Here is a 24,594-nt window from a genome sequence, read left to right as displayed (position 1 = left end):
TAGGCACGCCGCCAGCGTTCGTCCTGAGCCAGGATCAAACTCTCAATTTAAAAGTTTAATCTTTACTCAAATTTATTGACTGACTGTGTTTCCTTACTTCTGTTTAATTTTCAAAGACCAAATTTTTTATCGCCGCCTTGCGACAGCTTATTCAGTATATCATGTGTTTCTTTTCTTGTCAACATCTTTTTTTGTTGTTTCAACAAGATTTTTTCTTTAGTTTATCAGACAGACTCGTAATCAGTAAGCCCGTAAACTTCTTAGTCGTTGTTTGTCTTCACTTACGCGACGACAAGGAATATCTTATCAAAATATATACTCTGTCGTTTCTTGATTTTATTCGATTAAAAGAAATTAATCTTATTTTCCTTAAAATATATATTTTTTTCTCACTTTTTCATATATAGATACTCCAGGAAAAGTTTATTTAAAAATACGGTTATTTTCATAGTAAACATGATTACTATATAAAAAATAAGCATATAGATAGCAATACTTTTGCAGTCTATATGCTTACTTTTTTATTACCTTAGATGATATTTGTTTGTTTTATACTATTCTTATCTGTTATTTTCCATACAACCAAAAATCCTAAAGCTAAAACAACAGTTGCTAATATACCTGCTTCTGGTCCAAAGAATCCTCCAGTTAAGATATTTTCTTTTAATTCTCCTATTCTATAAATACCTGTAGCTCCAGAAGTACCACTTACAGGAAATCCAAATACATTTCCTTGGAAATAATTCCAAGTTAAATGATATCCTATAGGCATCCACAAGCTCTTTGTTCTTATATACATAAATGAAAATAACATTCCTACTAAAAATATATTCAGTATACCTACAAATTCAACATTAGGATTTCCTAAATGTAACGCTGCAAAAACAGCTGAAGATATCCCAGCTGATAGCCATGGTTTTCCCATTTGGTTTAATGTATTTAATATATATCCTCTACACATAGTTTCTTCGTTAATAGCTACAATAATAAAAAGGAATATTCCCCATAGTGTATTTTGGGTAAACTTAGGTTTTAATAAAGAATTTATAAGTGAAATATTACCTGTTACTAGTAAAACAATGAATATTAAGGTCATAGAAATTGCTCCTAAAGCTAATCCCCAAACTAATCCATTGAAATTTTTTGTTATTGAATTAAGTCCAATATCTTTGAATCTCTTTTTCTCTAGTCCTTTCAATAATATAAAAAGAGTTAAAAATAATGCTATAATACCTAATAACTGAGATATAAACATCCCTTGAACACTATTACTCATGTAATTATTAACTAATGCATATATCTGCTCATAACTTAACTCTCTAGAATACTTATTACGTATATATCCGCCTAATACACCTCCAAAAATCCCCGAAAAAGCACTTGTAAATATACCATAGATAATAGTAAATAATATTATTTTATATCCTGATCTTACTTCATTGTTTTTGTTAATTAATATTCTTCTCACACTTTATCCTCCATATAAATTTCTAACATTATCTAACATAATAACATATAAAACTCAACCTTATAATACCACCAATATAAAACGGCTACTGATATTTATCAATAGCCTCTAACCCTTATTAGTTACTTTAATTTTAATTCTACTTCTCCAATTCCCGCTTTAACACATACATTTATATTGTTCTTTGTCTTTCCATAACTATCATTTATATAATTATCATTATCTATTTTAAACCCATTAGCTTTAATATCTCCCAAACCTTTTTCCACTTCTACCTTTACACCAATATTCTTTGGTAAATATATTTCACACTTTCCAATTCCAGCTTCTATATTTACGTTCATATCATTTTTATAATCACCAGCAATATTAAGATTGACTTCTCCCACACCAGTCTTCATATCCAAATTATTAATATTTAATTTTGAAAGATCTATATTGCTTTCTCCTACACCTAAATTAATATCCATATCCATAGGAATTTCTTTATTAAAACCTAAATTCCATCTATATTCGTTCTTTCCTGCACTTCCATCCATGCTAGATGGCTGAATAACTTTTAGCTTTCCTTCCTCTCCATTTACATTATATTCTACTTCTGGCTTCCACTCAGGTATAGTATAAATAAATTCTCCGTTCATTAACTTATCTTGCCCATCTTTAATTTGTAATTCTCCAACTCCCATGTCTATATCTACTTTAACCTTTTTTGCCCCCTGAAGTTCAACAACTTTAGTTTCTGTTTTTGTTGCTTTATTTTTATTATTAACATTAATACTTACACCGCACCCATTTAAAGCTGCTGCCACACCCACAATTCCTAAAATAACCAACAGCTTTATTTTGATTTTCATAATCATCCCTCCTGTTTAATAATGATAGCTATATTGACTCAACTCACTCAATTCTGTACAGTATTAGCTTTAGAATATGCTTTTAGTGATGGTAATTTATATGAGTTTCTCCAACAATAAATACCTATTATTGTATAAATCAAAGCAAGTCCTGCTCCAAACTCTGTAGTAATATATTTTGTTTTTCCGTAGTCTATAGTAATAACATCGAAAAATAATTGTATGAATAGATTGTGACTAGCATGTAATATAACACCAGTCCATAAGCTTCCTGATTTCAATCTTAACCATACAGCAATAAATGATACAGCTGTTACTGAAATAGTAAAGAATATCATAGAGAACCATACTGAAGTTCCATTATTATAATTCGAAAAAATTATAAGTGGATAATGATAAATAGCCCAAATTGCAGAAGTAATTAAAGATGTTTTTGTATATGAATACTTCTTTGCAAGTTCTGGTACCAAAAAGCCTCTCCAACCTATTTCTTCACCTAAAGCACTGATAGAACTCAATATCAATCCTACCGTGGCGAAAAATATAAATTGAATAAAAATCCCACTTCCCTGTCGTGTAGTAAAGTTGTCAATTGATATTCCACCCATACCTGTAATCCAAACTAATGTATATACCATTAAACTAGAAAGCAAAGGGATTAGATAACTAAATGTTAAATATTTAAATTTTCCAAATTTCCACCCAAATCCCTTAAGATTTTTGTTATATATAAGCTGTGTTATCATTCCCGTAACAGCTGGTACCCACATTAATCCCAATACATAATTCTGATTCTTATACATACTGCCTTTAAAACATAAAATATAATAAAATATAGAACATACAGTAAAATTTAAAATAAGAAATGTTATAACTTTCTTTGAATTACTTTTCATTTCATTCCTCCAAATTTAAAATTAATACACACTATGAGTCAATTACAAAACATATATGACCTAGTTTATCTACTTTTATAAATTATTTGGAATTAACTCTTATATCCCCTGAAGTTGTTTTTATATCTATTTTATTCTTATCACTTTTAACTGTTCCACTTAACCTATCCTTATCCCCTGTACCTTTAACCGTTATAGGAAATCCACATTTTATATCTCCTGATGAAACTTCTGCATCTAAATGAAATTCTGCATTATCAGGTAAACTTAATTCTACATCTCCTGAAGAAGCTTCTAATACTGCATCATTATTAAATTTTCCATAGGTTACTTCAATATCTCCTGAATTAGTACGTGCTTTAAGATTTCCACTATAACCATTAATCTTTATTTCTCCTGAAGATGCTTTAATTTCCCCAGCCTTAGTTTCTATATTCTCTCCTTCTAAATCTCCTGAAGATGCCTCATAAAATAAATTTTCAACTTTTAAGTTCTTTATTTTTGTATCTCCAGAACTTAGCTTACAGTTATAATTTTTAAGGTTCAAATCATGAATATTTACATCCGCTGAAGAAGAATCTATAGATATATTTTCTTCATAATTTTTAGGAATGTGTATATCCAGCTTCACATTTGAAGTATATATTCCTATAACAAAATTTTTATCCTTTTTACTCTTTATAGTTATTTTATCACCTTCACTAACCATAGTTAATTTTGGTGTATTCCTTTTTGAATTAGTAGAAACTTTTCCATGCAAGTGTGCTTCAATATTATCCCTATCTTCTGGAATAATATTTATATCAGCACTAGAATTATCAATAACTATTTCTTTTATATCGCTTATAGATTTACTCTCTGTTTCATCAATTGTATATTGAGCTGAATTTTTCATGTTAGCTCCAATATTACATCCTGACATATTTAAAGCTACTATCATAGATATAGTGAGAGATATTAAAATTCTTTTAATGCTCAAATTGTTCGCCCCCTATTTATTTCTACATATCTATTTTATTATCTATAAGATATCCTGTTCCTATAAACAATCCTATAGTAATTAAAATAGTATAAATAATAACCGCTATATTCATTTCAAAAAGACCATTTTGAGAAATTCTTAAAAATGCATCGCTTGTATAAACCAAAGCATTATGTGTTTGTCGTGATAAATCAACACTAAAAGTATAAGGAATTAATTTTGTAATTAAATGAGCTACATATCCAATTCCAGCATTCAATGCTATAAACAATACAAAACCTAAAAACTTACCAATTTTTTTCTTCTTAACTGCTACTTTACTAGCTGTTATAACAAAATATATAGTAAATAAAAGTTGTAGTGCATTTACTATAACAGCTATTATTGACATAGTAATCACTAAAGGTAAATTTACATGTTTATTTATTTCACTTATAATAGACCAATCTACTTTTCCTTTAAAAAACAAAATAGTAAGTGCTGTTAATATACCTGCAGCTGTAAACCATATTAAAGCTGCAATAGTTTTTGAACCTATTATTTTATTACCGCTTACTGGTAAGGTAAATGTTAAATATCCTCTATCTTCATACAATTCTTTACTAAACGAGTTTATATTAAAAACTAAAACCATAACGCACATAATGCTAATAACTACAAGCACAAGAGAATATACTGCTGCAGAAGGCCATACATCAACTCTTGAATATAATCCTAAATTTACCAAACATGTAATTATAAATAAACCTATAAAAATTTTAAAATTTCCTTTAAGCTCATATTTTATTAAATTTCCCATTACTCAAATACCTCCCTAAATAATTCATCAATAGATTTTCCTTTTTCATATCTTAAATCTTCTGCATTACCGCTAAGAACAATTTCTCCATCTTTAACAAATGCAACATCATCAAATACTCTCTCTATATCCTTAACAAGATGAGTTGTTATAATCATTGAACATTCTTCATTGTAGTTATTGATTATAGCATCTAATATTTGTTCTCTTGCCACAGGGTCTACCCCTCCTAATGGCTCATCTAAAATATATAACTTAGCCTTTCTTGATAGTACTAAAGAAAGATTTAATTTTTCCATCATTCCTTTGGATAAAGAAGTAATTTTAGATTCCTCTTCAAGCTTCATAAACTTTAAAAGTTCTTCACACTTTTTATCATCAAAGTCATGATAAAAATCACTGAAAAATTGTACTGCATCTTTTATCTTCATCCATTTATATAGATAATTTCTATCTGGAAGGTAAGAAACTACAGCTTTTGTCTCTACTCCTGGCTTTTTACCGTCTATTAAAATATCTCCACTAGACTGTCTTAAAATTCCTACAGCAATTTTTATGAAAGTAGTTTTACCACTCCCATTAGGTCCTAAAAGCCCTAACACCTTACCTTTTGGTAATTCTAAGTTAACATTATTTAATGCTTTTTTAGTAAAATAACTCTTATTCAAATTTCTAACTTCTAATATATTTTCCATTTTTATTCCTCCTCACTTAAGTTTCTAGATACCATCTCTACTATTTCCGAAGTATTAAAACCTAGATGCTTCATTCCCTCTATAAATGCATTCATTACATCCTTAGCCATATCATTTTTTAAATTAAATATAATTTTTTCATCTTCCGTTACAAATGTACCCATTCCTCTTTGAGTATATGCTAATCCTTCTCTCTCAAGTTCTTTATATGCTCTTTGTATTGTATTTGGATTAACTCTTAGTTCTGATGATAACTCTCTTACAGATTGCAATTTATCTCCTCCTTTTAACACCTTTGATACTATTTGCTTCTTTATCAAATTTACTATTTGAACATATATCGGTGTTTTATCATCAAATTGAAATCCCATATCACACCTCCATGGTATCTTTATATTGTTACGTTGTATTAGTGTACTATATACATAATACACCCATACAGATAAGAAGTCAATAATTTACAATAAATATTTTTCAAATTGAATAAAAAATTTTCCCGATGAAAATAATTAAAATAAAATAGCAATAAAAATGAGGTGTTTTATATGCTTAAAATATTCGGAAGATTAATTGGACTAAAAGGAGAAGAATTAAGATATGATAGTGAAAATTTAGTTTTCATATTTATAAGTATAATCTTTTTTACATTATTAGGTTTTTTAAAAGCTATAACCAAAGAAGATATATTAAAAGTTGAAACCTTTATACAAGGTATATATTCTGGCACCAACATTAATTTATCAAGTGTTGCAAACATAGCAGAATTACAAAATAATAATTTATTTTCAGTAATTTACCTATCCATAGCCTTTTTTCTGAGTCTTGCTTTTATTATTTTAAGATTTGTATATGGGATTAAGTTATCTGATAAAGATACAGAACCTTCAAAATCAGAACCTTCCAATGATTTTTCTAATTAATTATATTATTTGTACTAATGAAACTAAATGAATTGTAATATATTAACCTCTAAATACAAATAATAAGAATATAATTTTTTATTAAAGGAGTGTACTATATGCCAAAGGATAGTCAACCAGACAACAAAAAAGCTAGAATGGAAAAATGTAATTGGGATACCCCTATAACTCGTGAGAGTGCAAAAAACAGTAATCGTACAACTAAAAAACAATCTGCAGAAAGAGGCGACGTATAAACTCATAGATAATAGTGTAATATTTTATTGAAGTTGGATTTCAGTTAACTTTAAAAGCCCTATGTCTTTTTTAACATAGGGCTTTGTCTTATAGTTCTTTTACATATTTTAAAAATGTATCTACCATACTAATTTCACACTTAAATCCAAAATGTTCAAAAGTTCTTTCTAATGCTATAAGAGTATGTATTATCTTTTCTTCCTTAGCATTCTCTCCCATATTTCCTATTCTTATAATTTTTCCTTCTAAGAAATCAAAAGAACCAGCTATAAGAATATTATATTCTTCAAGTATATAATTTATAAATTCTTTTGTATCAATATGTGTAGGCATCTCTATCGCTGTAACCGTATTACAATATCCATTTTCAGTATAAAGCTTTAGTCCAGCTTCTTTAATTGATCTTCTTAAAGCTTCTGCAATTCTATTATGTCTTTTTAGAACCTCTTTATCTTCTAAAATATTATCAACAGCTTGCCTTAATCCTACAATATCACTTATTGGAGGTGTATATGGGAACCATTTCTTTTCATAGTAATCCTTCCATACTAAAAGATTACAGTAAAATGAAGCTATTGGTGTCTTTCTATCTTCCATTACTTTGAAAGCATCATCACTTATACTTAAAAAAGTAAGTCCAGCTGGAGCTGAAATGCATTTTTGTGATCCTCCAAGAGCTAAGTCTATTTTCCACTCATCAACTTTAAGTTCTTCACCACCCATAGCTGCAACAGAATCAACTACAGTAAGTATTCCCTTTTCCTTTAAAAGAGGACAAATCTTATCTACAGGATTTAAAACTCCTGAAGGAGTGTCACAATGAACTACAGTTGCATACTTAAAATTACTCTCTTTATCTAAAAATTCTTCTAGCTCATTTACATCTATTGCTTTACGTCTATTCCCTTTAAAAAATACCACTTCTCCACCATACATTTTCACGAAATCTCCAAAACCTTCACCAAAAACACCATTATCTATTACTAAAACTCTATCTCCACTTTCAGTTAATGAAGCACAAGCAGCTTCAAGTCCAAGAATTCCTTCTCCACTTAGAATTCTAACTTGATTTTTAGTCTTTAAAAACTCCCCTATTTTTTCACAGCTTTCTTTATAAAACTCATAAAATTGTAAATCTAAATCTGGATTAGTTGTTTCCATAGCCCTAGCCAATCTAACATTTTCTCTAACAGAAGTTGGCCCAGGTGTCATAGTATAAGGAATTTTCATTACAGCCACCACCATTTCTACCTTTTTTAGATAAAATTATATAGTAATTAAATATTTTAGGATAGTGTATGGATACATTTCTCAAAGTGAAAATTTGCTTAATAAAACTAATTTTTAGGTTATAATATTTTATGTGATAAAAAACTATATTATTCTATATTATGAGATTTGAAAATTAAATATCATATATTTTAATGATATTTCTAAACTCTTAAACAAATAATAACATAATAGATCAACTCAATTTTGAATTACTAAGGGAGGTTTTTAAAATAAGCACTTTAGAAGATTTACGTTTAAGAATAAAAGAAATTGCTGAGAACTATGAAGATGAAAAAACAGGTGGATGGATTACTGGAGACGGTCCTGTCCCTTCAGATATTTTATTTGTAGGGGAAGCTCCTGGTAAAACGGAGGTAGAAAAGGGTAAACCTTTTGTTGGAATGGCTGGTGAAACCTTTGAAGGATATCTAAATTCTATAGGCGTTACTCGTAATAATGTTAGAATAACAAATACCTGCTTTTTTAGACCTATAAAAACAAAAGAAGGTAAAACAGGTAGAACTACTACAAGTAACAGACCTCCTAAAACTTCTGAAGTAAAGCTTTTTAAGGAAGTTTTAGATGATGAGATAGCTCTTGTAAACCCTAAAATTATAGTGACATTAGGTAATGTTCCCCTAAAAAGACTTACTGAATTCAAAAGTATTGGAGAATGTCACGGCAATTTATATTTCAACGAAGAACTTCAAAAATATATATTTCCAATGTATCATCCTTCTGCTCTTACATATAACAGAAACGATGAATTTAAAGCAATGTATGAACAAGATTGGTTAAAATTAAAAGAAGCACTGAAAACATTATAGTTTTCAGTACTTCTTTATTTTTGAAATTTTATTTATCTGTAGTTGAATACTTATATATACCTATGCCCACAAACCAAAATACTAAAGCTACCCATTCCATAGGGCTTAGCTGAAATTTTTTACCAATAGCTGTTCCAAGTATAAAAACACTAAATACAAAAGCTAATATACGCCACCCATTTTTATTTGGTTTTATATTTTTATTATTAGATTTTTTATTCATATTTACTCCCCCATTTAATTATAGTAATTAGTTAAGAATACTTAGATGCTATTTTTAATATAGCTTATTACTATAACAAAGCTTTAATTATACTTATAGTATTTTCAACATCACTTAAAGATATCATTTCCCCAACAGTATTCATATATCTACATGGAATTCCTATCATTCCAGTTTTAATTCCCCCTATTTCTTTATGTATAAATCCACCTTCATTTTTTTCATCACTTATACTATACTGAAAACCAACATTTATTTTTTTTGCTGCATTTTCTATTTTCTCTTTGATTTCATGATGAATCACAAGACTTTTATCAAATATTGATACAGCTGGTCCATTCTCCAGTTTTATTTTTTCATTTCCGCCTATACTATCTCCTGCTTCTATACCATCTAATACTATACACTCATCAGGTTCTATCTGGAAAGCTGCTGCTCTTGCCCCTCTGTATTCAACTTCTTTCTGAGCTGAAAAAACAAAGTAAATTTCTTTATCAATTTTTTTTATTTCTTTAATTGCTTTAAGCAAGATATAGCATCCTATCTTACTATGTAAATTAGGTGAAACTATTCTACTTTCTGTTTCTAAATAACTACCTATGAAGCTTGCTATATCTCCTTCTTTAACTTTTTCTATAGCTTCTTCCCTATTAGATGCACTAATATCTATAAACAAATCTTTTTTTGAAGGCTTATCCTTTGAAATTCCAATTCTTCCTATAGTTCCATTTTTAAATTTCACAAAGTTTGAATCTAATGTCTTAAGCTTAATGTTTCCAATAGCAGTACCTCTTATAAAGCCACTATTTTCTATAAAAGTAGCCATAAGTCCCGGACTATCCATATGTGTGCAAATCATTAATTTTTCTTTGCCTTCACCTAACTTAACTATTAAATTTCCAAGTTTATCTTCCTTTATTTCAAGCTTAATATTATTTTGATTTTCTATTTCTTTGAGCTCTTCTTTTATTATATTTCTTATTTCATCTTCTCTACTGCTTACTGAAAAAGCATCCAATAAATTCTTTACTAATATATCCATCCCATTCTTCCCCTTCTGATTTTAAAATTATCTCTGCTTTTCTGTAGATCTCAACACAGCAAAAATTATAAAAGAAACTACTAAAACAGCAGCATATACTAAAAATATGGTATTAGCAATATTGGTATTAAAACGTGCAATAACAGCAGCTACTATAGAAAGTATTCCTACAAGAAAATTATAAACTCCAACTACTTTTCTAACACCTTGATCTTTTTTTCTAAACATAAATATACCTAACAATATTAAATAGATACCGCTACCTATCATAAACCAGCTTTGCCAGCTTTCCAATCTAATCACCACCTATTAAAAACTTATATATCTTCTACATAGCTTTTAGATATTCTCTAACCAATTTTATTGTATTTTCATAATCTTCTACACTACATACTGAAATTGCTGAATGAATATATCTACAAGGAACTGCTACAGCTGCTACTTCTGCGCCTACTGTACTGCTTACAAAAGAACCAGCATCATTACTTCCAGCTGTAGATTTTCTTATTTGATAAGGTATATTATTCCCATCAGCAATATTTTTTATTTCTGAAAAATTGTTTGGATTATATATACTCCCTGAATCCATTATAGATATTGCAGGTCCTTTGCCAATTTCAGTAACCATAAGATGTTCTTCTATATTGGGCATATCTGCACATACTGTACCTTCAATAGCTATTGCTACATCTGGCTTAATATCAAAAGCAGAAACATAAGCTCCTCTTCTTCCTACTTCTTCTTGAACATTAAACACTGTATATAAATCACAATTATAATTTTCTTTTAATAACTCTATTAAAACGGCACATCCTATTCTGTCATCAAAAGCCTTTCCCTTCATAAGACCTTCTCCAAAATATCCAAATTGTGTTGTAAACACTACATATTCTCCAATAGATACTAAATCTCTAACCTCTTCTTTAGATTTTGCACCAATATCTATACAGCATTTACTTATTGGAACATTCTCTTCTCTTTCTTTTTTACTTTGAAGATGAATTGGTTTCAGTCCTATAACTCCAGGTATTTTATTTTTACCTATACTCACAATATTACAAGGTACTACTTTATTATTTATACCTCCCAGTGAAGTAAACTTTAATGTACCATCTTCATTATAAGCTGTAATAATAAATCCTACTTCATCCATATGAGCATCTACTACTACTTTCTTACCATTACCTATTTTGTGCGCTACAATATTGCCCATTCTGTCCACTTTTATTTCATCAACATAATTTTTTATTTCACTTTTAATTATTTCTCTAACATCCCCCTCATATCCAGAAGGACCAGAAGCATTACATAAATTTTCTAAAAGCATAAAATTTCCTCCAAATCTTCACTTCTTAGTTTTTCTATTAATTTTGCAATTATTCTTCCTGTGTTCTTTATATCTTGCATATTAATTACTTCAACCGAAGTGTGCATATACTTTATTGGAATAGATATTAAAAGAGTTGGAATACCACTTCTTGTAATTTGAATATCCCAAGCATCAGTTCCAGTATTTCCTGGCTCTACCTCTACTCCATAAGGAATTTTATACTCTTTTGCAAGGCTCATAATTTTTTCATTAAGTTTAGGATGTAAATTAGGTCCAATACATATAACAGGCCCCTTTCCTAAAGTATTTTCTCTATCTCTATCACCCATAGGTCCATTATCGAAAGTAGCATCTATAGCAATAGCTATATCAGGGTTTATACTATAGCTTGCCATCTTAGCACCTCTATGTCCCACTTCTTCTTGACATGAGCATACAAAATAAACATCCAAGTCATGATTGATATTTTCTAGTTCTTTAGCGCATTCATACATTGCAGCAATACCAGCTCTATCGTCTGTAGCTTTACAAGCGATATTGTCATTTAATAATTCTACAAAATCACCTCTTAAAGTAATAAAATCTCCTACTTTAACTATTTGCTCTAATTTTTCTTTACTATATCCTGTATCAATTAAAAGACTATCTGCACTTACAGCTTTATTCTTCTCATCTTCATCCATAAGATGCGGCGGCTTTACTCCTATAATTCCTAAAACCTCTTTTTTCCCATGAATAATAACTTCTTTTGAAATTAAAGTTTTAGGATCAACTCCAACACCTTTAAACTTTAAAAATCCTTTTTTACATATTTCAGTAACTATCAAGAATATCTCATCTGCATGTGCCATAAGCATAATGCTGCCGTTACTTTTTCCTTTCTTATGCACAACAACATTATTCATTTTATCTATAGAAACATCTCCAAAAGAATTAAAAACTCTTTTTATAATTGGATAAATCAAATGTTCTCTTCCGCTTGGTGCATGTGCTAAACATAATTCACGAAATATATCTTTACTATCCATATTCTCCTCCAATTTCTATTAAATTCATATATCCCATTATACAATAAAACTATAAAGCTACAAATATAACTACTTTTAAATTATCCCAAAAACTCTTTATAATTATTTATATTTTCTTGTATATTTTTCTTGCAATTGAGCATAATTAAAGTGAACGCAAAATAAAAAAGCCGCACAGCTGACTCCCCCCTGAATTGTGTGCGGCTTTTTCCCTATTTAATTCTCTTTATTTTTTCTTTTCTCAGCTTTTACTGCTGATGTTATACAAAATCCTAATCCTCCGTAAAGCAATACAATTCCACAAATAAGCATTACAATTGAACTAGTTTCCACTTATTGTTTCACCTCCTGAAGTAACATCTATAGTATCATCTTCTTCTATTTTAAGCATATCATCATTTGGCCAAGGTTTTTTACTTAAGTACATACCTATTATAAATATACCTATCGCTATAACCCAACCAAATATAATACGTGCTGCTAATGGATGTCCTCCGTATGGTTCTGTAAATTCTGTAATTACATTTGTTATTGTCATGTAACCAAGTAAAATTGGAGTTATATATTTCATTAAAACGTCCCACCATTTTCCAACATGGAAATCAGAATATCTGTTCACTTCTGGACGCATCTTTTCTATTTTATATACATACCCTAAAACAATAACTTCTATAAGTCCTATAAGTGCTATTCCATAATTTCCAGTGAAGTGGTCAACAATATCTAAAATGTGTACCCCTGCACCAGTTGCAAATAACATACTTGCACAGAATCCAATTAAACAAACATTTCTTACTAGCTTATCTCTTGAAATATGAATGTATTTATCTAATACAGATGATACAAAGGATTCTATCATTGATATACTTGAGGATATACCTGCAATTATCAAACAGAAGAAGAATCCAGCTCCTATAATTGCTCTAACTACAGGACCACCTGGCATTAAATTAATAGCATTGGGGAAGGCTACAAAAGCTATTCCAGGACCTGCTTGAATAACCTTGTCCATTGGAAGACCTGATGCATAGCATGCATATCCTAATGTACTAAATACACATAATCCTGCTAAGAAGTCAAAGCTCGCATTTGAGAAAACTGTTATACACGCATTGTTTACTATGTCAGATTTTTTAGGTAAATAACTTGAATATGCTACCATAACCCCAACGGCTAATGTAGTTGAAAAAAATACTTGAGCATACGCTGATATCCATATTCTAGGATTTGCAATCTTTGAGAAATCAGGTTTTAAGAACCAATTTAAGCCTTGAGCTGCTCCTGGAAGTGTTAATCCTCTTATAGTCATTAATATCATCAATACTGCTAAAGTTGGTGTAATAACTGTACATGCTTTTTCTATACCACCAGATATACCTTTTTTAGTGATATAGTAATTTGTAAACCATACAAGCGTAACTGCAAGAGCTACATACCATCTTATACCGCCAAAATCTAAAGCTCCACTGCTGACCTTTAAAAACTCACCACCAAAGAAAGCATTAGGATTACTTCCCCATCCACCTTTAAAGGCTAGTACAAAATAATTTATGCTCCAAGAAATAATAACTGAATAAAAAGTAACTACTATAAGTGGAATCATTACAGGCCACCAACCAAGCCATTCCCACTTTCTACCTAATTTTGCATACGCTAATGTGTTAGCTCCTTTCATTTTACTTCCAAAACCAAATTCTAATATCATAAGTGGAACACCTGCTGTCAACAAAGCTACAAAGTAAGGAAATAGGAACGCTCCTCCGCCATTGGCATATGCTGTATAAGGAAATCTCCATAAATTTCCTAATCCTACTGCAGCACCTACCGTTGCCATAATAAAGCCGAACCTAGACCCCCAAGCATCTCTACTTTGATTTTCCATTGACTTTCCCCCTTTAATTCAATTTTAAATCAGAATAATATTTATATATAAACTTTTCTGACTTTTCTCGTTTTAACCAGTAGTTTCTTGCTAACTTTGCCTATTTATTGTACAACGTAAAGGTTTACTATATATATTATAAAAAGAGCGATTGCAAAATTATATATTCCACTAAATTAATTTTGCAATCGCTCAAATATGCTTTACCTATGGATTATTGTTTTATTATTATTCTATTGGTTTTAATCTTGCAGTAAAGTGTCTTAATACTTTTGGTTCATAAGTAAATTCTAATCCTTTTAATGATGAAGCTTTTTCTTTAACAGATATTATAGCATCTGCAACTACATCCATATGGTCATTAGTATAAACTCTTCTTGGTATAGTAAGTCTTACTAATTCAAGTGGTGATTCTAAAGGTTCTCCAGTTTCTGGATCTCTTCCAAGTAAGAATGAACCTACTTCAACAGGTCTAACCCCTGATTCAAGGTATATTGCATTACATAATACTTGAGCTGGGAATTGATCAAATGGAATATGAGGAAGTATTTTCTTAGCATCTACGAAAACCGCATGTCCTCCTGTTGGATATTGTATTGGTATTCCACCTTCTCTTAATCTGTCTCCTAAATATGCAACTTGAGAAATTCTGTAGTCAAGGTAGTCTTCATCTATTCCTTCATATAATCCTCTAGCTAAACATTCCATATCTCTTCCTGCTAATCCACCATAAGTTACGAAACCTTCCATAGGAACTACTTTTGATTGAACAGCAGTAAATAATTCTTTATCTTCTTTAATACCACATAATCCACCTATATTTACTATAGTATCTTTCTTAGCACTCATTGTGAAACCTTCTGCATATGAGAACATTTCTTTAACAATTTCTTTTATGCTCTTGTCAGCATAACCTTCTTCTCTTTGTTTTATGAAGTAAGCATTTTCAGCAAATCTTGCAGCATCTATGAATACTCTCACACCATATTTCTTTCCTATTTCACTAACTGCTCTTAAGTTAGCCATTGCTACTGGTTCACCACCAGAACTGTTACATGTAATTGTCATAAGGATATATGCTATTTCTTCAGCACCTTTTTCTTTGATGAATCCTTCCAATTTTTCTAAATCAAAGTTTCCTTTCCAATCATAATAAGTAGTAGTATCAAAAGCTTTTTCTGTTACAAGATTTACTGCTCTACCACCATTTAATTCAATGTGAGCTTTTGTAGTATCAAAGTGCATATTTCCAAGAACATATTGTCCTTTTTTCTTTATAAGATTTGGGAATAAAACTTGTTCAGCACCTCTTCCTTGGTGAGTTGGCACAACATATTCATATCCAAAAATATCTTGAACAGCTTCTACTATATGATAATAACTTTTACTTCCAGCATAAGCTTCATCACCCATCATAAGTCCAGCCCATTGATTGTCACTCATAGCACCTGTTCCACTATCTGTTAAAAGATCTATATATACGTCTTTTGATTTAAGTAAGAAAGGATTATATCCAGCTTCTTTTAATGCTTGTTCTCTCTGTTCTCTAGTTGTCATTTTTAATGGTTCTACCATTTTAATTTTGAAAGGTTCTGGTTTTCTTATCATTTTAACATACCCCCTGATAAAATAATTTGTAATTTTTTATTATATGACTCATTGTATTAATATATAATTTATAATTAACTTTAAAAATTAATTATTTATAAGCAATCACTTCAATTTCAACTAATGCTTCTTTAGGAAGATTTCCAACTTCTATACATGAGCGTGCTGGAAAAGTCTGTCCAAAGTATTCTTGGTAAACTTCATTAACTTTAGCAAAATTATTAATATCTGAAAGGAATACTGTAGTTTTAACTACATTATCAAAATTCATATCTTCAGATTCTAAAATATTTTTTATATTTGTCATAGATTGGTGTGCTTGTGCTACTACCTCATCATCACCAGCGGCAAACTCTCCAGTCTTGGGATCAACAGGAAGTTGTCCAGACATAAATAAGAAGTTACCACACCGAATAGCTTGAGAATAAGGTCCAATTGCTTTTGGAGCTAAGTCCGTATTTACTACTCTTTTCATTTGTTTCCACCTCCTTATGAGTGAAATTATATTAAAATTGTTTAGTAAATTTGAATTGGTAATTTTTATTTTATATAAATCGCTATAAATATTGATATTTATAGCATAATTTATAACATATATTTTTAGTCTTTTTTATTTATATATCTGTAGATAGTATTTTCCGAAGTTTTTAAATACTCTGCTACTTCACCTACAGCTCCTTTTAATAAAAATACACCTTTTTCATCTAATTTATGAACTATACTCATTTTTTCCTCAGGTGACATTCTTTCAGGCGGAACATTAATTTCTGCCATAGTGTTTTCGATTATTGATATTAATAACTCGTCCATTGAACCACTTAAGTTATTAGGTAACGGATTTTTTTCTTCTGCTAAATTTCTTTCTGGCCCACCACTTATTTCTGATAAAAACTTATTTAGAAAATTAGCTGCATGAATAAAATCAGAAATATTAACATTTATGCAAAGTAATCCTATAACCTCATTATCATTATTCTTTATAAAGAAAGATGATGATCTTAATATTTTTCCATCTGTAGTCTTTGAAGGATACTTTGTGATAAACTCCTTATTTTTATAATTCTTTTCTTTCATTATTTTTAATCCAAAATCAGTAAGTGGACTTCCTATGCTTCTTCTACTAATACCATCATTATTTGTAATAGCAATTAGTGAGTTATCTGGATTTCTCACATCATGTAATGCAATCTCACAGGTACTACCTAATGCTTCTCCTAAAAAATGAACTAATGGCATATAAGATTGTAATAATTGGTCATCACTCATTGTTGTTTTCATTTTCATCCCTCCACACTATTAATGTGATTTCTTGTCATTCGTTATACATTGACATATAAGTAATTATATGTTAATGTGATATTTTTTTATCATGGTAAAAATTTTTTCTTGCCTTGAATAAATAATATCATATTTGTAATAAAATTACAATACACTTTTTCATAAATTTTCTATTTTTCTGAATATTTAAATTTTAAGGAATATTATTTCTTATATTCTAAATTGCATAATAATTATATTTTATAGTTTGGTTATATTAATTTATAAAAAATAAAGTGGTAAATATATCTATTATATTTACCACTTTTACCATTTATTTTTATACTTAACTTTTTAATTTAATTTTCAGATGAAATAGATACTATTCCTTTAACCATTGCTTCTGCTATTTTTTCTTGGTAGTCATTACTGCTTAAAAGTTTATCTTCCTCTGCATTAGATAAGAATCCCATCTCTACTAAAACTACAGGAACTTTTGACCAGTTAAATCCTGTAATATCTCCTCGTTCTATAATTCCTCTGTTTCTCATTCCTACTTCATTAGTTAAAGTGTTTAAAATAACTTTACCAAATTGTTTGCTTTCATCATAAAATTCTTTGGTATATTGATTACTAGCTGGTATAAGCATAGAAGCTCCCTTAGCAGATTTATTATCAGCTGAATCTGCATGAATTCTTATAACAAGACCAGCATTAGATTCATTTCCAACTTTAGCTCTTTGTATATTAGTCATAGTCTTATCGTTATCTGTTTTAGTCATTATTACAGTATAACCCTTTTGTTCTAACTTGCTTTTTAACTTTTTTGCTACCTGCATATTTATAATATATTCTGGTGTTTTAGTTACAACTCCATCTGCTCCACCTGTTTGTTTATATTTAAGTTTTGATGAGTTTGGTGATACAGGCTCTTTTCCAAGATCTCCCTTACTAGCATGACCTGGATCTATAACTATAATTTTATTTTTTAACTTATAATCTATTTTAGGTATACTCTTTTTAGAGCTCTTAGCTGTAGTAGTATTTGATTTAGCTTGTACATTTTTATTTTCAACTTTTTTACTATTATTTTTAACTGAGTTCTTTTCTTTATTGTTATCACTTTCTTGTTTTACCTGAATTTTTTCCTCATCTGTTTTTTTCTTTACTTCTTCTTTTTTATTTTCAGTTTCCTCTTTTTTCTGTTCCACTTTAGTTTCTTTTGATGCTTCAACAAGCTTCACATCATTCTTAGGAACTTCTTTATTACCACATGCAGTAAATAAAGTAACTACTGCAATACTCATTAATATTATTTTTATCTTATTCATAGTTTTCCCCCTAAAAGTCTTTATATAAATTGTATGTTAACTAATATATTAATTTTACCATAAAAATTAACCATTTATATATTAAAAAAATAAAGCTTGGCAATAGAATCCAAACTTTATTTTTTATCACATTCTTATATTTTATCAGACATTGTATTCTTTTTAATTTCAATATTATCCTTATTAATTAAAGGTGTTTCAAAATACACACTTGTACTTGGGAAAGCTGCTGAAACCCCTTCACTCTCTAATATATCCATAATTTTAAAATTAACATTTTCTTTTATTTGTAAGTACTTGGCCCAATCAGTAGTGTTAGTAAAACAGTATATAAATATATCCAAACTACTGTCTCCAAAATTATCAAAATTCACTAATATAGTTTCATTACTTATTTCTGGATCTTTTATAAGCATTTCTCTTATTCTATTTATACAATTTTTCAACTGCTCCTTTGAAGTATCATACGTAACCCCTAAAGTAAAATTTATTCTTCTCATATTTCTCCTGGTCCAGTTGATTATAGGTGCATTAGCTAATGTAGAATTGGGTTCAGTAACTAAAGCTTTATCTAATGTTCTTATTTTTGTGCTTCTAAAAGTTATATCCTCTACTATACCTTCAACATTTGGTGTTTTAATATAATCTCCAATTGAAAAAGGCTTGTCTAGTATAATAACAAATCCACCAAATATATTTCCAAGAACATCTTTAGCAGCAAATGCAAAAGCAAATCCTCCAATTCCAAGACCTGCAATAAAACCATTTATGTTATATCCCCATATTTCAAGTATAATACTGAGTGCTAAAGCTATAATTATAAATCTTAGTATTTTAGATAAAAAAGGGAAAACAATTTTATCTAGCTTAATACTGAATTTATGTGATAATTCTGCGTATAAAATTGAATGCTCTTTAGTTAAATTATAACATCCCCAAGCAATCAATGTAACAGTAGCCGTTTTAAATAAATTAGTTAAATTTTGAGACTTATAAAGATTGACGCCAAAAGCTCCACCAAAAAATAATAAAGCAAAATATGCTCCTATAACAATAAAAAATGACCTTATAGGTTCTTGAAATGCTTCAATTATTTTTTTATCCAAATTTGTTTTAGTCTTTCCTGTAAATTTCAGCAAAACTCTTAATATATATTTTGTGAATAACTTTCTTAGTAAAATAAATATAAAGAATACTCCTATACCTATACCTATATATTTAAAAGTATCAATGGTTATTTTATCAGTGAAAAAATTCACTTTTTGCACAACGTGATTAAATGCATCTTGTACACCATTCATTATACCACCCCCTAATTTATATTAATTATTTTAATAAACTTTATGTAATTACTCAATTAAAAAATAATTAAAATAATTATATAAAAATAAAAAGAGCCCTCTTGAGCTCTACTATCTTATATTATCAATGTTTATAATAATAATTAGTTACTATTTGAGTAGATTTATAATGATCTTCATCATCTAATTCATTATCATCTATTATTTCTAGCAATTTTGATTCTTTTTTATTTAATTGTTTATTTCTCTTATCTTTTTTTTTGTCCATATAATAACCCACCTTTCTAAGTATTATTTTCTCCTTAGAAAAAGGTTTTATTCTAAAATTACATATGCAATAAAATCATAAATTTTTCATTAAAAATTATTTTATGAAAATAAAAAAACATCTCATATATTGAGATGTTTTTGGTGATCCACCGGGGAATCGAACCCCGGACAACTTGATTAAAAGTCAAGTGCTCTACCGACTGAGCTAGTGAATCATATTACCCGGCGGCGACCTACTCTTCCACACCGTCTCCAGTGCAGTACCATCGGCGCTTTGAAGCTTAACCTTCGTGTTCGGTATGGGAACGGGTGTTACCTTCAAGCCATAACCACCAGATGCTATAGTTCTTAAAATCTTTGATTTCTTAGAAATATAGTACTCCTCAGCTCCGCTGAGTGAGTTTCCTTTTTGCTTAAGTTGTTCTTTCCCCTCAAGCACATTGACTATTATAACAACCTATTAGACATATGTCAACAATTTTTTTATATATTTTTCTTAGCTTATTTCTTAAAAAGAAAAAATCTTAATTACATATGTAATTAAGATTTTTGGTGGCTTCAACTGGAATCGAACCAGTGACACGAGGATTTTCAGTCCTCTGCTCTACCGACTGAGCTATGAAGCCGTAACTACTAAATTATATTTCCCTAAGCACAGTAATTATTCTATCATCACATTAGACACCTGTCAACATATTTTTTTATTTTTTATTATTTTATTTATAGTAAAAGCCCTACTAAACATAGTCTAGATTTTTAACTCTTATAATTTCAGACCTATAAATTAGTAGAGCTTTTAAATTTTAAATCTCAAATAAACTTTTAAACAGCTTGTCCTTTTTCCCAATTCCAAGGATTTTTCTTTATAAGCTTATCAGCAAACGGTATATACATCGACGCTATTGCTGACACTACAAGTAATTGTTGATACCATAATAATGGCATTACCTGCATAGGTGATACTACTCCTTTAGTAAAGCTTCCTACCATTAACATTTGAGCTCCATAAGGTATCATTCCCTGCATTACACATGCGAAAATATCCAATAAAGAAGCACTTCTACGTGGATCTACCTTGTATTCTTCTGATATTTCTTTTGCAATAGGTCCATTAATTATAATAGAAACAGTATTATTTGCTATTGCTGCATCAGTTAAAGAAACAAGTGCAGCAATTCCAATTTCTGCTGATTTTTTGCCTTTTATCATTTTTTGAATACGATCTAATATATATTGAAGTCCGCCTTCTTTAGTAACCATATGTGCTAATCCACCTGTTATCATTGATACTAGGAAAATATCAGTCATACTTGTAAAACCACTAAATGTTTGCTGTGCAAAAGATAATAGAGTTAATTGGCCATATGCAAATCCTATTATACCTGAAACAAATATACCACCTGTTAATACAGCAAAAACATTTAATCCTGCTATAGATAATATTAATACAAATAAATACGGTAAAACTTTTATTATGTTGTAATCATAAGATTGCATCTGCACAGCACTTGTAGGATGTCCAAAAATTATAAGTAAAATAATTGTTATTATAGCTGGTGGTAATGCTATAAACAGATTCAACTTAAATTTATCTCTCATTTGACATCCTTGGGTTCTAGTAGCTGCAATAGTAGTATCAGATATTACAGATAAATTATCCCCGAACATAGAACCTCCTACTACAGCTGCCATTGTTAGTGGAAGGCTAAGACCAGCCTTTGCAGCAAGGCCTACAGCAATAGGTGCTACGGCAGCCAACGCTCCACAAGAGGTTCCAGTAGCTATAGCTATAAATGCCGAAATAACAAATAACCCTGCTGTTATATATTGTGCAGGTATAAACGTTAATCCTAGGTTTACAGTAGAATCTACTCCACCCATTGCTTTAGATACACCTGCAAATGCTCCAGCTAGTAGATAAATAGTACACATAATAATTATATCTTCATTACCACATCCATGTATAAATGTCATAAATTTTTCATTTATTGTACCCTTAAACATAATAAATGCAACTATAACACCACAGAACACAGCTACTGGCGCAGGAAATTGATAAAAAGCCATTTCTACTCCTTTTGATTGTAATATTATACCGCTTCCTAAATAAATTAATATAAATGTTAAAAAAGGTATTAATGCTTTTCCATTAGCTTTTACTTTATTAGGTTTATCATTCATACTTTAACCTCCAATATATTTATTCTATATAACAAATCAAGTAATATTTTTCAGAAATCGTTTACAGCATATAAGGATTAATGAAAACATAATACATACTAAACATTAATATATTTACAAACCTTAATATTTTTTGTATTATTTTTTAAGTAGAACATATGACCCACTTCTGTAGTATTGCTTTTGCTGTGGCGGCATATTTAAATATTACAAAAGTGGTCATTTGTTTAATACGTTTGCCATTACAAACCATTATATAAACTTTTCTTACTCGAAGCTTATTTTTAAATCTTTTTGAAAGCTTCGTCAAATTCAGCAATTATATCATTAATATTTTCCAGACCAGTAGAAATTCTTAATAATCCTTTTGAAATACCAGCCTTTTCAAGTTCTTCATCATTCATTGCTCTATGTGAAGTTCTTACAGGATAAGAAAGTGAGGTTGCTACACCAGCAAGACTTGGAACAAACTTAATTGATTCTAATGTTCTTATTAAATCACAAACAGCCTTTTCTCCACCTACTAAATCCACACTTAACATTCCACCAAATAGATTATTATTAAACATATCTTCTGCTAAATTGTACGTTTTAGATGATGAAAGCCCTGGATAGTATACCTTTTTAACTTTATCATGCCCTTCTAAATACTGTGCAAGTTTAAGTGCATTATCAGAATGTTGTTTAATTCTAAGTTCTAATGTTCTTAAACTTCTTGTTAAAATCCAACTATCAAATGGACTCATTGTAGGACCATATAAACATCCTGTATGGCTAGTTTTTTCTATTGTCTCTTTATCTGATATAACAGCTCCAGCCATAACATCACTATGTCCGCATAAATATTTTGTTGCACTATATACTACTATATCTGCACCTAATTTTAATGGTTGACATACTATAGGCGTAGCAAATGTATTATCCACAATTAATTTTGCATTATGTTTATGAGAAATATCACTTATAGTTCTTATATCAGTAACTTCCATTAAAGGATTTGAAATAGTTTCTACATAAACAAGCTTTGTATTGTTCTTAAAACATGATTCTATATTATCTTCTTGGAGATTTATAAAAGTAACCTCTATATTAAATTTTTGTAATTCCTCTTTTAATAATTGAAAGGTTCCCCCATAAAGAACATTTCCAGCTATTATATGATCTCCTGATTTTACATGAGCTAAAATAGACATAGTAATAGCTGCCATACCAGACGAATAAACTTGTGCAGCTTGTCCTTCATCAATTTCTGATAAAATACCTTTTAAGACATCATGTCCAGGGTTACTTATTCTTGAATATACATACCCTTTTTCTTCTGAACTATATATCTTTTCTAATGTTTCAACATCATCGAAAGAAAAAGATGAGCTCATATAAATTGGTACAGTCTTAGGTATTGAAGCAGATTTAGGACTTTTTTCTCCTAAACGAACTAATTTTGTCATTACATTTTTTTGCATTTTAATTCCTCCATTCAGAATAGTTAATATGATATTTTTTAAAGCATTGAATCTTATTTCGTTTATGTTTTTATTATATTTTCTTGAAAATTGATTAATATGATACCTTTATATCTTCCCTCCTTTCTCCTCCATAATCAAAACTAGTGAATCAAATTAAGAAAGCAATTTATTTTTTCTACTAATATTCAAAGCAATTCTTATACCAAAACAAATCTTTGATTTTATCATGCCTCGTAAATAATGTAATAAGATATTTGGTTTGATTTTAAGCCATAATTTATAAATATTGATTTAATCAAAATATATATGGTTTAATTTCAATACAATGTTTTAATTTTATTCCATTTTAGTTCATATGATTTTTACTATTAATAATAAATTATATATATTTTTTCAATAATGTTATAAAAATATATACAAAAAACCTCATGCAAACTAAACACGAGGTTTTTATACAATTTAAAATATATCATTTCAAAAAATAAAAAAACTCTAACTACTAAATAGTTAGAGTTTTTTGGTGGCTTCAACTGGAATCGAACCAGTGACACGAGGATTTTCAGTCCTCTGCTCTACCGACTGAGCTATGAAGCCATGTTTACCCGGCGGCGACCTACTCTTCCACACCGTCTCCAGTGCAGTACCATCGGCGCTTTGAAGCTTAACCTTCGTGTTCGGTATGGGAACGGGTGTTACCTTCAAGCCATAACCACCAGATGCTATAG

Annotated in this window: 26 protein-coding genes, 3 tRNA genes and 2 rRNA genes; 3 read left to right on the top strand and 28 right to left on the bottom strand. The window is 29.4% G+C overall.

The features are described from left to right. Nucleotides 1-529: 529 nt before the first annotated feature. From OXH55_RS20170 to OXH55_RS19330, 7 genes are all read right to left on the bottom strand, one after another. Nucleotides 530-1,468, bottom strand: a complete 939-nt coding sequence (locus OXH55_RS20170) for a CPBP family intramembrane glutamic endopeptidase (RefSeq protein WP_268051796.1) — start codon at nucleotides 1,466-1,468, stop codon at nucleotides 530-532. A gap of 122 nt (nucleotides 1,469-1,590) precedes the next feature. Then, nucleotides 1,591-2,322, bottom strand: a complete 732-nt coding sequence (locus OXH55_RS19355; RefSeq protein WP_268051795.1) for a toast rack family protein — start codon at nucleotides 2,320-2,322, stop codon at nucleotides 1,591-1,593. A gap of 47 nt (nucleotides 2,323-2,369) precedes the next feature. After that, nucleotides 2,370-3,218: a CPBP family intramembrane glutamic endopeptidase gene (locus OXH55_RS19350; RefSeq protein ID WP_268051794.1), complete on the bottom strand. Its 849-nt coding sequence runs from the start codon at nucleotides 3,216-3,218 to the stop codon at nucleotides 2,370-2,372. 82 nt (nucleotides 3,219-3,300) lie between these two features. Next, complete coding sequence (locus tag OXH55_RS19345; protein ID WP_268051793.1) at nucleotides 3,301-4,197, bottom strand: DUF4097 domain-containing protein; 897 nt, start codon at nucleotides 4,195-4,197, stop codon at nucleotides 3,301-3,303. A gap of 22 nt (nucleotides 4,198-4,219) precedes the next feature. Beyond that, nucleotides 4,220-4,999 (bottom strand): hypothetical protein, encoded by a 780-nt coding sequence (locus OXH55_RS19340; RefSeq protein WP_268051792.1) that lies wholly within the window; start codon nucleotides 4,997-4,999, stop codon nucleotides 4,220-4,222. After that, nucleotides 4,999-5,694: an ABC transporter ATP-binding protein gene (locus OXH55_RS19335; protein WP_268051791.1), complete on the bottom strand. Its 696-nt coding sequence runs from the start codon at nucleotides 5,692-5,694 to the stop codon at nucleotides 4,999-5,001. Before OXH55_RS19335 ends, OXH55_RS19340 begins: the two co-directional genes overlap by 1 nt. Nucleotides 5,695-5,696: 2 nt before the next feature. After that, nucleotides 5,697-6,065 carry a GntR family transcriptional regulator gene (locus OXH55_RS19330; protein WP_268051790.1) on the bottom strand — a complete coding sequence of 123 codons (369 nt, stop codon included), beginning with the start codon at nucleotides 6,063-6,065 and terminating at the stop codon, nucleotides 5,697-5,699. 174 nt (nucleotides 6,066-6,239) lie between these two features. On the opposite strand from OXH55_RS19330, the gene OXH55_RS19325 reads away from it, so the two are divergent. Both OXH55_RS19325 and OXH55_RS19320 read left to right on the top strand, forming a co-directional pair. After that, nucleotides 6,240-6,614 carry a hypothetical protein gene (locus tag OXH55_RS19325; RefSeq protein ID WP_268051789.1) on the top strand — a complete coding sequence of 125 codons (375 nt, stop codon included), beginning with the start codon at nucleotides 6,240-6,242 and terminating at the stop codon, nucleotides 6,612-6,614. Between the two features lie 98 nt (nucleotides 6,615-6,712). Next, complete coding sequence (locus OXH55_RS19320) at nucleotides 6,713-6,850, top strand: hypothetical protein (protein ID WP_268051788.1); 138 nt, start codon at nucleotides 6,713-6,715, stop codon at nucleotides 6,848-6,850. 88 nt (nucleotides 6,851-6,938) lie between these two features. Here OXH55_RS19320 and OXH55_RS19315 read toward each other — a convergent pair whose 3' ends face one another. Beyond that, entirely contained in the window at nucleotides 6,939-8,081 is a 1,143-nt protein-coding gene (locus OXH55_RS19315) for a pyridoxal-phosphate-dependent aminotransferase family protein (protein ID WP_268051787.1), read from the bottom strand. Nucleotides 8,082-8,353: 272 nt separating this feature from the next. Here OXH55_RS19315 and OXH55_RS19310 point away from each other — a divergent pair, with 272 nt between their 5' ends. Next, complete coding sequence (locus tag OXH55_RS19310) at nucleotides 8,354-8,950, top strand: uracil-DNA glycosylase (protein WP_268051798.1); 597 nt, start codon at nucleotides 8,354-8,356, stop codon at nucleotides 8,948-8,950. 28 nt (nucleotides 8,951-8,978) lie between these two features. Here the strand turns inward: OXH55_RS19310 and OXH55_RS19305 are convergent, their stop codons facing one another. From OXH55_RS19305 to rrf (OXH55_RS19210), 20 genes are all read right to left on the bottom strand, one after another. Further along, nucleotides 8,979-9,173 (bottom strand): hypothetical protein, encoded by a 195-nt coding sequence (locus OXH55_RS19305; RefSeq protein WP_268051786.1) that lies wholly within the window; start codon nucleotides 9,171-9,173, stop codon nucleotides 8,979-8,981. Nucleotides 9,174-9,243: 70 nt separating this feature from the next. After that, nucleotides 9,244-10,215 (bottom strand): M42 family metallopeptidase, encoded by a 972-nt coding sequence (locus OXH55_RS19300; RefSeq protein WP_268051785.1) that lies wholly within the window; start codon nucleotides 10,213-10,215, stop codon nucleotides 9,244-9,246. 27 nt (nucleotides 10,216-10,242) lie between these two features. Continuing rightward, nucleotides 10,243-10,518, bottom strand: a complete 276-nt coding sequence (locus OXH55_RS19295) for a hypothetical protein (RefSeq protein WP_268051797.1) — start codon at nucleotides 10,516-10,518, stop codon at nucleotides 10,243-10,245. A gap of 25 nt (nucleotides 10,519-10,543) precedes the next feature. Continuing rightward, nucleotides 10,544-11,542, bottom strand: coding sequence for a M42 family metallopeptidase (locus OXH55_RS19290; protein WP_268051784.1), 999 nt, complete (start codon nucleotides 11,540-11,542; stop codon nucleotides 10,544-10,546). Then, entirely contained in the window at nucleotides 11,533-12,573 is a 1,041-nt protein-coding gene (locus tag OXH55_RS19285) for a M42 family metallopeptidase (protein WP_268051783.1), read from the bottom strand. Before OXH55_RS19285 ends, OXH55_RS19290 begins: the two co-directional genes overlap by 10 nt. Before the next feature lie 216 nt (nucleotides 12,574-12,789). Further along, nucleotides 12,790-12,906, bottom strand: a complete 117-nt coding sequence (locus tag OXH55_RS19280; protein ID WP_268051782.1) for a MetS family NSS transporter small subunit — start codon at nucleotides 12,904-12,906, stop codon at nucleotides 12,790-12,792. After that, nucleotides 12,896-14,455, bottom strand: coding sequence for a sodium-dependent transporter (locus tag OXH55_RS19275; RefSeq protein WP_268051780.1), 1,560 nt, complete (start codon nucleotides 14,453-14,455; stop codon nucleotides 12,896-12,898). The genes OXH55_RS19280 and OXH55_RS19275 overlap by 11 nt, the downstream gene beginning before the upstream one ends. Before the next feature lie 228 nt (nucleotides 14,456-14,683). Further along, entirely contained in the window at nucleotides 14,684-16,063 is a 1,380-nt protein-coding gene (locus OXH55_RS19270) for a tryptophanase (RefSeq protein ID WP_268051779.1), read from the bottom strand. Between the two features lie 91 nt (nucleotides 16,064-16,154). Continuing rightward, nucleotides 16,155-16,538 (bottom strand): RidA family protein, encoded by a 384-nt coding sequence (locus OXH55_RS19265; protein ID WP_268051777.1) that lies wholly within the window; start codon nucleotides 16,536-16,538, stop codon nucleotides 16,155-16,157. Nucleotides 16,539-16,663: 125 nt separating this feature from the next. Next, nucleotides 16,664-17,341: a helix-turn-helix transcriptional regulator gene (locus OXH55_RS19260; protein WP_268051775.1), complete on the bottom strand. Its 678-nt coding sequence runs from the start codon at nucleotides 17,339-17,341 to the stop codon at nucleotides 16,664-16,666. Nucleotides 17,342-17,679: 338 nt separating this feature from the next. Next, nucleotides 17,680-18,651 carry an N-acetylmuramoyl-L-alanine amidase family protein gene (locus OXH55_RS19255; protein WP_268051774.1) on the bottom strand — a complete coding sequence of 324 codons (972 nt, stop codon included), beginning with the start codon at nucleotides 18,649-18,651 and terminating at the stop codon, nucleotides 17,680-17,682. A gap of 134 nt (nucleotides 18,652-18,785) precedes the next feature. Then, the gene (locus tag OXH55_RS19250) at nucleotides 18,786-19,952 is read right to left on the bottom strand and encodes a mechanosensitive ion channel family protein (protein ID WP_268051773.1); all 1,167 of its coding nucleotides are present in this window, start codon (nucleotides 19,950-19,952) and stop codon (nucleotides 18,786-18,788) included. A 124-nt stretch (nucleotides 19,953-20,076) separates the two neighbouring features. Beyond that, nucleotides 20,077-20,220, bottom strand: coding sequence for a hypothetical protein (locus OXH55_RS19245; RefSeq protein WP_268051771.1), 144 nt, complete (start codon nucleotides 20,218-20,220; stop codon nucleotides 20,077-20,079). Nucleotides 20,221-20,361: 141 nt separating this feature from the next. After that, nucleotides 20,362-20,437: transfer RNA gene (locus OXH55_RS19240), tRNA-Lys, on the bottom strand. A 5-nt stretch (nucleotides 20,438-20,442) separates the two neighbouring features. Beyond that, nucleotides 20,443-20,559 (bottom strand): 5S ribosomal RNA (gene rrf / locus OXH55_RS19235). Between the two features lie 213 nt (nucleotides 20,560-20,772). Further along, nucleotides 20,773-20,848: transfer RNA gene (locus OXH55_RS19230), tRNA-Phe, on the bottom strand. A 196-nt stretch (nucleotides 20,849-21,044) separates the two neighbouring features. Next, nucleotides 21,045-22,403 carry a Na+/H+ antiporter NhaC family protein gene (locus tag OXH55_RS19225; RefSeq protein WP_268051770.1) on the bottom strand — a complete coding sequence of 453 codons (1,359 nt, stop codon included), beginning with the start codon at nucleotides 22,401-22,403 and terminating at the stop codon, nucleotides 21,045-21,047. A gap of 284 nt (nucleotides 22,404-22,687) precedes the next feature. Further along, the gene (locus OXH55_RS19220; protein WP_268051768.1) at nucleotides 22,688-23,866 is read right to left on the bottom strand and encodes a trans-sulfuration enzyme family protein; all 1,179 of its coding nucleotides are present in this window, start codon (nucleotides 23,864-23,866) and stop codon (nucleotides 22,688-22,690) included. A 521-nt stretch (nucleotides 23,867-24,387) separates the two neighbouring features. Next, nucleotides 24,388-24,463 (bottom strand) — tRNA-Phe (locus OXH55_RS19215). 6 nt (nucleotides 24,464-24,469) lie between these two features. Then, nucleotides 24,470-24,586 (bottom strand): 5S ribosomal RNA (gene rrf / locus OXH55_RS19210). Between the last annotated feature and the right edge of the window lie 8 nt (nucleotides 24,587-24,594).

This window comes from Clostridium ganghwense (assembly GCF_026735165.1).
In the GTDB taxonomy this organism is placed as follows: Bacteria; Bacillota; Clostridia; order Clostridiales; family Clostridiaceae; genus Clostridium_H; species Clostridium_H ganghwense.
Note: the sequence above shows the minus strand (reverse complement) of the source record. Positions and strands in the feature narration are given on the sequence as shown.